Source organism: Streptomyces sp. NPDC043812 (assembly GCF_056436245.1).
The window spans coordinates 76,798-89,962 of the sequence record NZ_JBWKCY010000024.1 but is presented as its reverse complement, the minus strand read 5'-3'; the positions used below and the strand labels follow the sequence as shown (position 1 = coordinate 89,962).

11 protein-coding genes are annotated in these 13,165 nt (G+C 70.4%); 8 read left to right on the top strand and 3 right to left on the bottom strand.

Annotation, left to right across the window (positions count from 1 at the left end):
• The first annotated feature begins 90 nt into the window (after positions 1-90).
• The gene (locus AC067Z_RS29715; RefSeq protein ID WP_478792720.1) at positions 91-546 is read left to right on the top strand and encodes a VOC family protein; all 456 of its coding nucleotides are present in this window, start codon (positions 91-93) and stop codon (positions 544-546) included.
• A 151-nt stretch (positions 547-697) separates the two neighbouring features.
• Here AC067Z_RS29715 and AC067Z_RS29710 read toward each other — a convergent pair whose 3' ends face one another.
• Positions 698-1,246 carry a DUF6233 domain-containing protein gene (locus AC067Z_RS29710; RefSeq protein WP_478792719.1) on the bottom strand — a complete coding sequence of 183 codons (549 nt, stop codon included), beginning with the start codon at positions 1,244-1,246 and terminating at the stop codon, positions 698-700.
• Between the two features lie 402 nt (positions 1,247-1,648).
• On the opposite strand from AC067Z_RS29710, the gene AC067Z_RS29705 reads away from it, so the two are divergent.
• The 3 genes from AC067Z_RS29705 to AC067Z_RS29695 all read left to right on the top strand — a co-directional run bounded on the left by AC067Z_RS29705 (position 1,649) and on the right by AC067Z_RS29695 (position 5,569).
• On the top strand, positions 1,649-2,692 hold the full coding sequence (locus AC067Z_RS29705) for a TrmB family transcriptional regulator (protein ID WP_478792718.1): 1,044 nt from the start codon (positions 1,649-1,651) through the stop codon (positions 2,690-2,692).
• A 167-nt stretch (positions 2,693-2,859) separates the two neighbouring features.
• Positions 2,860-3,873 carry a hypothetical protein gene (locus AC067Z_RS29700; RefSeq protein ID WP_478792717.1) on the top strand — a complete coding sequence of 338 codons (1,014 nt, stop codon included), beginning with the start codon at positions 2,860-2,862 and terminating at the stop codon, positions 3,871-3,873.
• Complete coding sequence (locus tag AC067Z_RS29695; protein WP_478792716.1) at positions 3,776-5,569, top strand: M4 family metallopeptidase; 1,794 nt, start codon at positions 3,776-3,778, stop codon at positions 5,567-5,569. Before AC067Z_RS29700 ends, AC067Z_RS29695 begins: the two co-directional genes overlap by 98 nt.
• A 171-nt stretch (positions 5,570-5,740) precedes the next feature.
• On the opposite strand, the gene AC067Z_RS29690 is transcribed toward AC067Z_RS29695, so the two are convergent.
• On the bottom strand, positions 5,741-7,303 hold the full coding sequence (locus tag AC067Z_RS29690) for an amidohydrolase (protein WP_478792715.1): 1,563 nt from the start codon (positions 7,301-7,303) through the stop codon (positions 5,741-5,743).
• 309 nt (positions 7,304-7,612) lie between these two features.
• Between AC067Z_RS29690 and AC067Z_RS29685 the strand changes: the two genes are divergently transcribed.
• The 4 genes from AC067Z_RS29685 to AC067Z_RS29670 all read left to right on the top strand — a co-directional run bounded on the left by AC067Z_RS29685 (position 7,613) and on the right by AC067Z_RS29670 (position 12,846).
• Positions 7,613-7,990 (top strand): hypothetical protein, encoded by a 378-nt coding sequence (locus tag AC067Z_RS29685; protein WP_478792714.1) that lies wholly within the window; start codon positions 7,613-7,615, stop codon positions 7,988-7,990.
• A gap of 261 nt (positions 7,991-8,251) precedes the next feature.
• Positions 8,252-9,898 carry an ABC transporter ATP-binding protein gene (locus AC067Z_RS29680; protein WP_478792713.1) on the top strand — a complete coding sequence of 549 codons (1,647 nt, stop codon included), beginning with the start codon at positions 8,252-8,254 and terminating at the stop codon, positions 9,896-9,898.
• On the top strand, positions 9,895-11,727 hold the full coding sequence (locus AC067Z_RS29675; protein ID WP_478792712.1) for an ABC transporter ATP-binding protein: 1,833 nt from the start codon (positions 9,895-9,897) through the stop codon (positions 11,725-11,727). The genes AC067Z_RS29680 and AC067Z_RS29675 overlap by 4 nt, the downstream gene beginning before the upstream one ends.
• A 54-nt stretch (positions 11,728-11,781) precedes the next feature.
• On the top strand, positions 11,782-12,846 hold the full coding sequence (locus AC067Z_RS29670; RefSeq protein WP_478792711.1) for an iron-siderophore ABC transporter substrate-binding protein: 1,065 nt from the start codon (positions 11,782-11,784) through the stop codon (positions 12,844-12,846).
• Positions 12,847-12,951: 105 nt separating this feature from the next.
• Here the strand turns inward: AC067Z_RS29670 and AC067Z_RS29665 are convergent, their stop codons facing one another.
• On the bottom strand, positions 12,952-13,161 hold the full coding sequence (locus AC067Z_RS29665; RefSeq protein WP_478792710.1) for an MbtH family protein: 210 nt from the start codon (positions 13,159-13,161) through the stop codon (positions 12,952-12,954).
• Positions 13,162-13,165 lie beyond the last annotated feature (4 nt).

Below are 13,165 nucleotides of genomic sequence, written 5' to 3'. Positions count from 1 at the left end.
GGCCGGCGGGTGCTGCTCGTCCCGGGGCTCATGCCCTGGACCCGGCCGGCCGCGGTGGCGGACGGCATCCGCCCATTCGAAGATGGTGTGATGAACGCCGACGATCTGCCCACACCGGAGACGGGGCTGCTGGTGACGCACTTCCTGACCGTCTCCGACGTGCCCCGCTCACGCGCCTTCTACGCCGACATCCTCGGCGGACAGGTCGTGCTCGAGGAGAATCCGTGCATCGTCAAGGTCGCCAACACCTGGATCATCATGAACCCCGGGGGCGGCCCCACCCCCGACAAACCCGGCATCACCCTGCGGGCACCGGAGCCCGGTGACCCGGTCTCCTCGTTCCTGAACGTGCGCGTCGCCGACATCGCCGCGTTCCATGCCCGAGCCCGCAGCAAGGGCGCCGACTTCCTCACCGAGCCCATCGACCGCAAGGCGGAGATCCGCTGCTACATGCGCGACCCGGACGGCTACCTCATCGAGGTGGGCCAAGCCACCGGCCTGCTCAAGGGCATCCTCGCCGACCTGCCCGCGGACCCGCCCGCATGAGCGTCGGCATCGCCGGCGGTCGAGCGGTGCACACAGCGCGCTGACCCGGACCCGGGCCGGCCGTCCGAGGACGCGTCGCAAGGGCCGAACGTCACACACGCGGCGCAGTGCAGCGAGCCGCTGCCGCAGTTCCCCGCCGCCGACTGGGCGGCTACATCAGGGGCGGGAGTGTTTCGGCGGCCGCGCACTTCGTACACACCCGCGTGCCCGGCTGCCGGACCACGTCCAACGCCTGGCCGACGTCGAGGATGTCGCCGTCGTCCGCGTCCTCGCAGTCGTGGACGTGCATCACGTTCCACCCCGGACGGCCGCGCTCACGGGGCAACCGCTGGATCCGCCACGTTCCTGCGGCCACGGGGGCGCCTGAGGCCTGCCCCGCATCCGTCGCACCAGTCGCACCCGTCACCTGTGTGGCCTGCGTCGCCTGCATGGCGTGTGGCGGCGCTTGTGCGCCCGGCTCCGGTCCTCGGGCGAGTACGTCCTCATACGAGACGCCCGTGAGGAGCCGGACATGGTCGGCGGGAACCCAGACCACGTACTGGGTCGGTTCCACCCACTCATCGGCCGTCGCCTGCCACATGGGCAGTCCGACCTGGTACATGCAGGCTCGCTGCGTCTGCAGCCGCGCGTGGAGAAGGCCGTTGAGCTGCTGACCGTCCGGGAGTATCACCACTACCGGCGGAAGCGGGTCCGTGTTCATCTCACCACCACAAGAAGTCGACTGTCTCGGCGAACCGATGCAGTGCGTCCGGCCCGTGCTTCTCGTCTGCTCCGGTTTCGGCCGCTCATCCCCATGTCGCTCCGTGCGACACATTCCCGAGGAGAAGAGACGCCGGGCGCACCGGAACGCCCTTCGGGCCGCCCTGGAAGCCGTGGTTCCGCCCGCCGGGCCGGCTGGATAGTGTGATCACCTCGGCGACAGCCGCACGACGACAAGAGGGCGGGGACGGGTGGCCAAGGGTGGAGGAGGGTCCGGGTCGCTCCGGTACGGCGACGTGGATCGGTTTCGCAGGGCCGGTGTTTCGCGGTGTCACTGCGTCGAGGGCCGGCACTGAGCGCCGACCGCCCTCGCCCGTCGGACGGTCCCCACGCCGCGCCGGACGTGGCAGAGGCATCCCTGCTCATGCTCCTTGGTCTGGAGCCGATGGAGGACGCCGTGTACCGGCTCCTCGTCGACCGGCCCGACAGCGAACCCGGTGAGCTCGCAGGGGAGTCGACGGGGTGCGCCGACGACGTGGCACGCGCCCTCGACGTCCTTGTCGATCGCGGTCTCGCCAGCGTCCGATCAGCCGGTGACGCCGTTCTTCACTACCGGGCCTCGTCCCCGGTGCTCGCTCTCGGGCCGCTGCTGGAAACCCGGCGAGCGGCCCTGCACCGCGTCGAATCGCTCGTGACGACCCTCGCCGAACGGCACCGTGCCGCCCAGGCTCATGCTTCCGGAGCGCCGATCGAGGTGCTGTCGGGGGCTGCGGCGATCCGGCGCAGGCTTCTGCTGCTGCAGGATCAGGCCACCGTCGAGGTGTGCAGCTTGATCCCGCTGGAGGTCCACGAGGTGATCACCTACGAGGACAACCACGACGAGATCGAGGACGTACTGATCCGGCGCGGCGTCGCCATCCGGGGCGTCATCGAGCGGGATTGGCTCGCGCATCCGGGAACTGCGGCGGCCGTCACCGCCTACGCCGCCCAGGGCCAGCTCATCTCCGTCGTCGACGAGTTGCCCATCAAACTGATCATCGTCGACCGGCGGATCGCCTTGCTGCCGCTCGCCCCCGAGCGGGACGGCGTCGATCCGGTCGCGCTGGTCGTGCACGGTACCGGGCTGCTCACGGCACTCACCTCTCTCTTCGAAGCGCACTTCCTCAGGGGCTGGCGCCTGCTTCCCTCCGGCGCCGACTCCCGGGCCGGGCACGCCGAGGGACCCGGACTCGACGCTGTGGACCGCCAGATCGTCTCCCTGCTGTACGTGGGACTCACCTGGCCATCGCCCGCCAACTCGGCATGGGGCACCGCACCGTCCAGCGTCGCCTGCAGTCCCTCATGGTCGAGGTGGGTGCGACCACCCGCTTCCAGCTCGGCTGGCATACGGCGCGCAGCGGCTGGATGGATGGTGCGGAAGCGCAATCCAACCCGAAGCAGTGTGTAAACGGCGCCGTCTGAGGCGTATTTACGCCTCGGCGGTTTCACGCCTCGAGGCATCTCTTGTACCCCCCACCGATCATGCCGAAGCATCTGGGGCACCGAAGGCATGAACCCCCCGTACCCCACGCAGCGGGGCGAGTTCATGCACCTGTGCACTAGGGGAGGGCTTGCGTGTTCTCGAGAAGTGAAGGCCGGCTTCGCCGGCTTGTGGCCGCGGCAGTGGTCGTCGCGGCGGCCACCGGATCGTTGCCGTTGATGTCGCCGGCATGGGCCGAAGAGGAAGCACTGCCGGCCACGGCCACGGCCGCTGACGGGGTGCCGGTCGCCCCTGCGATGACTCAGCGTCTTGACGACACGGTCCGCGAGGGTACGCCGGCACAGGCCGCACGGGCGCACCTGAAGGCTCACCAGGACACGTACAAGGTTCCGGTGACGGACCTTCAGACCGAAAGCACCAGCAAGGACGGCAAGCAGTCGTCCGTCCGCTTCCGGCAGAAGCACAACGGGGTGCCTGTTTTCGGCGCGGCGTATGCCGTGCAGACCGAGGCGGCGGACGGAGGCCAGAGCGTCACGTCCGCCACAGGCACCTTGTTCACGGACCTGTCGGTCCCCACCACGCCGAGCGTTTCCGAGGCCGCCGCGGAGAAGCGGATGTTCTCCCTCGACGGGAAGCTCTCGCGGGTCAAGGGCGCCAGGACCGAGGGCCATGGCCTGATCGTCCTGCCGGACGCCCGAGGGGGCACGCTGGCCTGGCACTTCACCGTCACGGGTGCCGAGGCGGACGGCAGTCCGGTGCGCCAGGAGGTGTACGTCGACGCGAACATCGGCGGCATCGCCCTCTCGTACAACAACATCGACGCCGCGGACGTCGCGCCGGCCAAGGGTACGGGCGTGCGCGCGGACGGCTCCGAGGCGGAGCTGAACGTCAACAAGGAGACAAACGGCTCGTACACGCTCGTCGACTCCACCCGGGCCATGTGCGCGCGGACCGGCGGCCAGATACGCGCGTACGACGCCGAGCGCAAGAGCTACTTGCTGGTGGCGGGCGGCCCGGTCTCCGAGGACATCAAGCCGGCGACCTCCGGGAGTGACCGGTTCGACGGCAGCAACCTCCTCCGGTGCGGTCGACGCGCACCTGAACGCGGCGAAGGTCTACGAGTACCTCAAGGGCGAGCTCGGCCGTGACGGCATCGACGGCAAGGGCGGCACGATCCACTCCGTTGTCAACGTCGCGAGCAACGGGAGGGACTACGCCAACGCCTTCTGGGACGGCTCGATGATGGTCTACGGCCATATGAAGGGCGTGCCGCTGTCCGTGGGCCTGGACGTGGTGGGCCACGAGATGACCCACGGCGTCACCGAACACTCCGCCGGACTCGTCTACCTGAACCAGTCGGGCGCCCTCAACGAGGCGATCTCCGACTACTTCGGCAACGCCATGGAAACCGCCGACAAGGGTGTCGCGATGAGCGATCCGACGTCCGGCCTCGTCGGCGAGTACCTCTGCAACGGCACTGTGCCTCTGGAGGAGTGCGCGCTGCGCGACCTCAACGACGGCCGCAACGCGCAGACGGACTACGAGCTCATGACGCTCGACTTCGACAACGGCGGTGTGCACTCCAACTCCACCATCGTCGGTGGCGCGCTGTGGGACATCCGCAAGAGCATCGGTGCCGATCTCGCCGACCGGATCACCTACCGTGCGACGCAGAACTACCTCACCCCGCTGTCCGGCTTCACCGACATGCGCAACGCGGTCACACTCGCCGCGAAGTCCCTGAAGGTTTCCCGGGCCCAGCTCGACGCCATCGGCCGGGCCTTCGACGACCATGGCATCGAGCAGGGATGGGAGCACAGGTCCGGCACCCATGACGGCACCACCATCAGCGCCGACGTCCTGCCCGCCTACGAGGTCTACAGCGGAATCGACGAGCAGGCCGCCCTGATCAGCGGCGATGTCTACGCCATCGGTCATGGTGACGCGATCGCCTGGGACAGGGGTGGCGCCGCGTTCGGCATCACGGTCGGCCGCTTCGGCAAGAAGCCCCAGCATGAACTGGCACAGCGGAACGCCTACTTGATGGACCCGTCCCTCGACGACGAGCGGGTCGTCTTCACCCGGATCTCCGCCGACAGTGTCGGCATCTACCGGGCGGGTGCCAACGGGCAGGGTGCGATCAAGAGACTGGTGGACTCCCCGGACGCCGGCGAGACCGAGCCGGTCACCGAGAACGGCGCCCTCGCGTACATCAGCACGACCGCCGACGGCGAGCAGGACGTGATGCTCCGGAAGGCCGACGGCACTACGGTCAACGTGACGCCCGAGGCGGGTACCAAGGCCGCGCGCCTCGCAATGAAGAAGGGCACCATCGCCTGGGCCGGCGTCGACGGGACGTACCTGTACGTCCACGACATCGCCACGGGGACGACCCAGAACAAGCGGATCTCCGGCTTCCTGTTCAACAGGATCTCGGACGTCCAGATTGCCGCGGGCCGGGTCTTCTACCGCGTGAGCGGCGGGTTCCTGATCCCGCTGGACAACATCGGATCGACGCCGGCCGCCGACGTGACCCAGATGAAGAACCTGGCCTTCCCGACGAGCCTGTCCTCGGCCCAGTTCTCGGTCAGCGACGAGTACTTCGCCTACTCGACGTACGACGCCTGGGCCGCTCTCGGCGTCTGGAACGGTCCGACAAAGATCAACGTCTCGACGACGGCGGACATGCTGGCAGGGCTGAAGAACTTCCGCTCCGTGTCCTGCTCCTCCGGTGCGCAGTTGGCGCCGTCGCTCGGTGACGGACAGCGCATCGCCTGGCTGGACACCACGGCCGCGGCGACGGACGTGGTGACTCGCGCGACGTTCGCGGGCACCTGCGAGTAGCATCCGCCGCACCACGCCGGAGGCGGCCATCGGATCTTCCGGTGGCCGCCTCTGCGCGTACCCGCGATGCTGTCGGGCCGAGGGGATCGGCGGGACGTTCACGAGGCCCCGAACGGCGGGCCGGGCCATCGGCGGGGCGCCGGTTGCCCGGCAACGGCCCATGAGCTGCGGTCACATGCTCGCGCTCCCCTCGAGGAACGTCTGCACCACCTCGATCTCCCCGATCCTCGACGTGGCCACACGCCGCGGATCATCCCCCAGGACAACGAGGTCGGCACGCTTTCCGGAGGCGAGGCTCCCTGCGCTGTCCTCCCAGTGGCAGGCATACGCGGCGTCCGTGGTGTACGCGCGCAGCGCCTCGTCCACGCCGATGCCTTCGGCCGGACCGATCACCTGCCCCGACTCCGATGCCCGTTCCACCATGAACTGGATCGCACGCAGCGGCGCGCCGTCGGCGACGGGGCGGTCCGAACTTCCCACCAGGCGGATGCCGTGGTCGAGGAAGCCCCGGCCGCGGTAGAGCCACGGCGCACGTTCCTCGCCCATGATCGCGGCGTAGTCGTCGCCGAAGTACCGGAGGAAGCTGGGCTGGATGACCGCGGTGGCCCCTACCGCGGCGAACCGGGGAAGCTGGTCCGGGCGCACGAGGCCGGCGTGCTCGATGCGGTGCCGGGCGTGGGGGCGGGGGTGCAGGCGCTGGGCTCGCTCCAGCGCGTTCAGTGCCACGTCCACTGCGCGATCGCCGATCGAGTGTACCGCCAGCTGCCACCCCGCCAGATGGCCCTGGACGATCCTCTCCTCCAACTGCTCGGCAGGCAGCTGGAGCTGTCCGGCCGACTGCGTGCCCCGGTAGGGCTCGGTGAGTGCGGCGGTGCGCGCCATCATGCCGCCGTCGGTGAAGATCTTCAGGGCGCCGAGCGAGAGCCGGCCGTCCCCGAATCCGGTGCGCAGCCCCAGCCCGAAGGCGCGGGACGTCAGGTCCTCCTGCGCGGTGGTGACAGGCTTCAGGGCGTCCGCCGCGACCATCAGTTGCAGCCGTACCGGCAACCTGCCCGACTCGTGGGCGAGTTGGTACGCAGCGGCCTCCACGGGGCTGTGGGCGAACAGCTCGCTTCCGATGCCCGCCTCGACGCATGCCGTCACCCCCTCGCTGCGGCAGATCCGCGCAGCTGTCCCGATCGCGCCGGCGAGCTCGGCCAGTGAGTGCGGCGGCCTCAGTCGGAGCGCCGCTCCCATGGCCTCCTCCGCCAGGAAGCCGTCCGTGTGCGCGACTTCCTTCGGGAGAAGTTCCAGGACTGCGGTGTTCACCAGGCAGGCATGGCCCGAGATGTGCCCCAGGTACACCTTGCGTCCCCGGCTCACGGCGTCCAGTTCCTTGGCGCCCAGCGGCCGGTCGAGGGGGCGTTGGTCGTATCCGCCCAGGTCCACCCAGCTGCCCGGCGGTGTGTCGGCCACGGCGCGCGAGACGGCGTCGAGGACGTCGTCGACGTGACTGCTCGGAGCGACACTCGGCACCTGCGCCTTGAGCCCTGTCCAGGCGAGGTGCACATGACTGTCGATGAAACCCGGGAGCACGGTCGCCCCGTCGAGGTTCAGCACACGCCGGGCGGGCAGTCCGGCCACTTCCTCGTCCAGGCCCACGATGCGTCCCCGCCACATGCCGATCTCCCGGGCGGTGGGGCGGGCCGGGTCCATCGTGATGACACGGGCGTTGGTCAACCTGGTGCAGAGCACGAAGAGATCCTCTCCTTCGAACGGGTCGTCATCTCGCTCCGGACTATGCTTAGGTGAGGCTAACCTAAGAAGGTGTTGGCGAGTGGATGACCGACGAGCTGACCCCGCGAAACGGCTGGAGTCGTGGGCCGATCGTGTGGTGGCGGACCTGGATGCGCAAGAGGATGTCGACCGGGCCCTGTTCCATGCCTTGCGGAGCACTCCGAGTCTGCGTGAGGAGACCGCCGCGCGGATGGCCGACGCGGTCCGGGCGGCCGCGCTCGGTCTGGGCCCGCCAGGCTGCGCCGTGGCGGCGTCTCCGAGCGGCTGTTGCGCGCCTGGCAGGCGCAGGACCCCTCCTTCGCGGCGGCCATGGCCGCCGCGACCTCCATGGCCCGCGCCCACGACCCGGACTCGGGTTCGGCGCTGAACCCGGCCTCCCTTCGTGTGCTGTTGACGGCCGTGCGCGGTGGAGCGCTTCACGGGCCCGCGGCCGCGCTCGTCGGAATGTCGAAGAGCGCGCTCTACCGGCTGCGCAGGGAGAATCCCGAGGTCGGGGCGCTGGTGGCGGCTGCCAGGCGGGCGCGGTCGAAGAGGGCCGACCGGCGCGGGAAATCCAAGTACGAGCACCACTACCGGCTGGTCAGTCTCGACGGCGGGAGAGGTGTGCACGCTCCTCGGGATTCCGCCCGCCCGGAATGCGGCTGAGGGGCGCTGTCCGGCCCCTGTGCGCGACCGGCGAAGCTGTGGCCGTCTTCGCCGAAAGGTGGTCCATCAGCCTCCAGTTAGTCTAGCCTTACCTAAGTTCTCGTGCTCGGGAGCGTCCGCAACGTACCGTCGTCCGCCCGTCGCGGACGGCACGAGACCCTGCGGACACGACCTAGGTCCATGAGGCACGCCAAGCACGTCCGGAGGGGTGCGGTGGGGGCAACAGGCCTGTCGGGGCGGCACGTTCTGCGGCGCGCCGTCATGAGGCAGCGCCGCGACGTCGTCCTCGGCTCCGTGCTGGGAGCGGGGCATCAGGCGGGTGAAGCGCTGGTCCCGGTGCTCATCGGCGTCGTGATCGACCAGGGCGTCGCCGAGAGCGACAGCGGGGGACTCCTCCTGGGCATCGCGGCGTTGGCCGTCGTCTACGTCGGACTGTCCTTCAGCTTCCGCTTCGGAGCGCGCGCCGGAGAACGCGCCGCCGAGACCTCCGCGCACCGGCTCAGGACCGAACTCGTCGGCCGCATTCTCTCCCCTATGGGCGGCGCGGACAGCGGACGGCTTCCCGGTGAGCTCACGAACATCGCGACCGAGGACGCGAAGCGGGTCGGCGCCGTCAACATGGCCGTGATCGTCGGCGTCTCGGCTATGACAGGGCTGCTCGTCAGCGCGGTGGTCCTCGTGCAGATCTCGCTCCCGCTCGGTCTGGTGGTGCTCTTCGGCACGCCCCTGCTGCTGTGGCTCGGCCATCTGCTCAGCAAGCCGCTGGAGCGCCGCAGCGAGGCCGAACAGGAGCGTGCCGCACAGGCGTCGGGCATCGCCGCCGACCTCGTGGCCGGACTTCGGGTACTCAAGGGCATCGGCGCCGAGTCCGCCGCCGTCGCACGCTACCGCCACACCAGCAGCGCGTCCCTGACAGCCACCCTGCGCGCCGCACGCGCGCGGGCCTGGCAGAACGGGCTGGTGCTCGCTCTCACCGGCGTGTTCATCGCCCTTGTCGCCCTCGTCGGCGGACGCCTCGCCACACAGGGCGACATCAGCCTCGGCCAACTGGTATCGGCGGTAGGGCTCGCCCTGTTCCTCCTCGGCCCGCTGTCGGAGTTCTCCTGGGTGAACTCGGAACTGGCGCAGGGCCGCGCTTCCGCGGCCCGGATCGCCGACGTGCTCGCCGCGGACGCAGCGGTGCTCCCCGGCGGCGGCCGGCTGCCGCAGCCGGTCGACGGCAGGATCCGTCTGCGTGGCGTCACGTACGGCACGCTCCGAGACCTCGACCTCGACATCGCACCCGGCGACATCGTGGGAGTGGTCACCCCCGACCCGGCCGACGCGACTGCGCTGCTGCGCTGCCTGGCCCGGCGCGCCGACCCCGACGAGGGCACGGTCGAACTGGACGGCGTGCCCCTCACCACCCTCGACCCCGCGGAGATCCGCACCGTGATCCTGGTCGCCGAACACGACGCCGACCTCTTCGAAGGCACACTCGTCACCAACGTCTCCGCCGCCGCACCCCCCGCCTCCGACATCGGGCCGGCGCTCGCCGCGTCGGGCGCGGACGAGGTCGCCCGGACACTGCCCCAGGGCGGCGACACGGCGGTGACCGAGCGCGGGCGCTCCCTGTCCGGAGGACAGCGCCAGCGGGTGGCGCTCGCCCGGGCGTTGGCGGCCGACACCCCCGTCCTCGTGGTGCACGACCCGGCCACCGCGGTCGACGCGGTGACCGAGGCCAGGATCGCCGACGGGATCCGCGAGATCCGCGGGCACCGCACCACCGTCATGGTGACCACCAGCCCCGCACTCCTCGCGGTGACCGACCGGGTCGTCCTCATCGAAGGCGGGCACGTGACGGCCGGCGCCACGCACGCCGAACTCGTCCGCGACCGCATCTCCTACCGTTCGGCAGTGCTCTCATGACACAGCGACAGACGGATCCGCAGAACGAGGAACACACGAGCGCCGAGCAGAGCGACCGGCACAGCGAGCCGGCCCGTCAACTGCTGCCGACCGCCACCGCAGTACGCACGCGTGCCGCCGTCGGTGAACTCCTGCGCCCGCACCGGCTGCCGGCTCTCGCCGGCTTCGCCGTAATGGTCGGCGCGACGTCCGTCGGACTGCTCGTCCAGCCCCTGCTCGGACGCGTCGTCGACCTGGCCGCCGACCGCAGGCCGCCGGACGCGATCACCACGACCGTGGTGCTGCTGGTGGCTGTCGCAGTCGTCCAGGGGCTCACCACGGGACTCGGACTCTCCCTGATCTCCCGGCTCGGCGAAACCGTCCTGGCCCGGCTGCGCGAGCGGTTCGTCGAACGCGCCCTGGGCCTGCCCCTGGAGCAGGTGGAGAAGGCGGGCGCGGGCGATCTGACCGTACGCGTCACCGGCGACGTGTCCCTCATCGCCGACGCCGTCCGCAACGCCCTTCCGGAGCTGGCCCGTTCACTGCTGGCCATCGTTCTCACCCTCGGCGCCCTCGCGGTGCTCGACTGGAGGTTCCTGCTCGCCGCTCTCCTCGCCGTCCCCGTCCAGGTGTACACGGCACGCTGGTACGTCCGGCGGGCCGTACCGCTCTACGCCGAGCAGCGCATCGCCAACGGCGCCCAGCAGCAGCAACTGCTCGACACCATCGGCGGCAGCACCACCGTGCAGGCGTACCGGCTGGAGGGGGAGCACACCGAGCGGGTCGGCAGGCGCTCCTGGTCCGTGGTCGAGCTCACCATGCGCGGTGTCCAGCTCGTACTGGGCTTCTACAGCCGCCTGCACCTCGGCGAGTTCATCGGGCTCGCCGCAGTCCTCGGCACCGGCTTCTGGCTGGTGCGCGAAGGGAGCGCGTCGCTCGGTACGGCGACGGCCGCCGCGCTGTACTTCCACAGCCTGTTCACCCCCATCAACTCCGCCCTTGTGCTCATCGACGACGCCCAGTCGGCCGCCGCCGGCCTCGCCCGCCTCGTCGGGGTGGCCGACCAGCCGCTCCCCGAACAGCCCGGGAGGCCCGCGACGCCGCGCGACGCTTCGATCACCGTGACCGGCCTCGGCCACGCGTACGAGCCGGGACATCCCGTCCTGCACGAAATCGACATGACGTTGCGGCCCGGCGAGCGGGTCGCCCTCGTCGGGGCGAGCGGGGCAGGCAAGACCACCCTCGCCAAGGTCATCGCGGGCGTCCATCGGCCGTCGTCCGGCACCGTGCGGCTCGGCGGCGCCCTCCTCGACGAGCTGGGACCCGCCACGACCCGCCGCACGATCGCCCTCATCACCCAGGAGACCCATGTCTTCGCCGGATCGCTCGCCGACGACCTCCGGCTGGCCAAGCCCGGCGCGAGCGAAGGCGAACTGCGCGGCGCACTCGACCGGGTCGACGCGCTGGGCTGGGCCGAAGCGCTGCCCGACGGCCTGGCCACCGTGGTGGGCGAGGGCGGACACCGGCTCAGCAGCGCCCAGACGCAGGCACTCGCGCTCGCCCGGCTGATCCTCGCCGATCCGCCCGTCGCGATCCTCGACGAGGCCACCGCCGAGGCCGGCAGCACCGGCGCACGCGCCCTGGAGAAAGCCGTCGCCTGCGCGGTGGACGGCCGTACCGCGCTGATCGTGGCGCACCGCCTCACCCAGGCGGCGACCGCCGACCGCATCGTCGTCATGGACGGCGGTCGGATCGTCGAGACCGGCACCCACGAAGAACTGCGCAACGCCGAAGGTCGTTACGCCGCCCTGTGGGCGGCGTGGTCGGACAGCCGAGACAACGGCTCGTAGAACCCACCCCCCGCACGTCACCGCTCCACAGGAACCCGAACCGAAGGACCACCGATGGCCCGCACCCTCAGAGCCGCCCGGCTCGCTGCCGCGCTCGCCTCCGTCCTGCTGCTCCTGGGCACCGCCACCGCCTGCGGCGGCGACTCCGGATCGGACACGTCCGGATCCACCGGCAAGGACGCGTCCGGCAACTCCGCCTTCCCCGTGACGATCCCGCACAAGTACGGGAAGACCACGATCAAGTCCGAGCCCCGGCGGATCGTCACTGTCGGACTCACCGACCAGGACGCCGTCCTGGCGCTCGGCAAGGTACCGGTCGGCACCACCGAGTGGCTCGGCGAGTACAAGGGCGCGATCGGCCCGTGGGCCGCGGACAAGCTGGGCGGCGAGGCCGTGCCGACCGTGCTGAAGGACACGGGCACCGGACCCCAGGTGGAGAAGATCGCGGCCCTCAAGCCGGACCTGATCCTCGCGCTGTACGGCGGGCTCACCAAGGAGCAGTACGCGTCCCTGTCGAAGTTCGCTCCCGTCGTCGCCCAGCCCAAGGAGTACAACGACTACGGCATCCCGTGGCAGGAGCTGACGAAGAAGGTCGGCACCGCGATCGGCAAGCCTGCCGAGGCCACGAAGGCCGTCGAGGACGTCGAGGCCAAGCTCGCGGCCGCCGCCACGCAGCACCCCGAGTTCAAGAACGCCACCGGAGTGATGGCGACCCCGTACGAGGGCATGTTCGTCTTCGGCAGCCAGGACCCGCGTTCGCGCATCCTCACCAATCTCGGCTTCAAGCTGCCCGAGGGCCTGGACACCGCGATCGGTGACAAGTTCGGCGCGAACATCAGCAAGGAGCGCACCGACCTGCTCGACCAGGACGCGATCGTCTGGATCGTCGGCGACGTCGCCAAGGACACCGCGAAGCTCCACAAGGACGCCTCGTACGGCGACCTGAACGTGGTGAAGACCGGCCGCGAGGTCTACATCCCCGAGACCGGCGACTACGGCAACGCGACGTCCTTCGTGTCCGTCCTCAGCCTGCCGTACGTCATCGAGCGCCTGGTGCCGCAGCTGGCGGCAGCTGTCGACGGCAAGCCGGCCACGAAGGTGGAGCAGCCCGCCTCCTGAGCCCGCACGCCCGCAGACCGGGCCGACGAGCCGGAAGCACCGGAGCCTGGCCGCGAGTCCTCTCGCGGCCAGGCTCCTTTCCTTTGCTGTCCCGCGTCCGCGGCCTCAGCCGTCCATCGACCGGGCGAGGCTCGTCGGGCGCATGTCCGTCCAGTGGGTCTCGATGTACTCCAGGCACTCCTGCCGGGACGCAGGCCCGTGGACCACGGTCCATCCGGCCGGGACGTCCACGAAGTCCGGCCACAGGCTGTGCTGGTTCTCGTCGTTGACCAGCACCGAGTAGACGCCCTCGGGGTTCTCGAACGGGTTGCTCATGGTG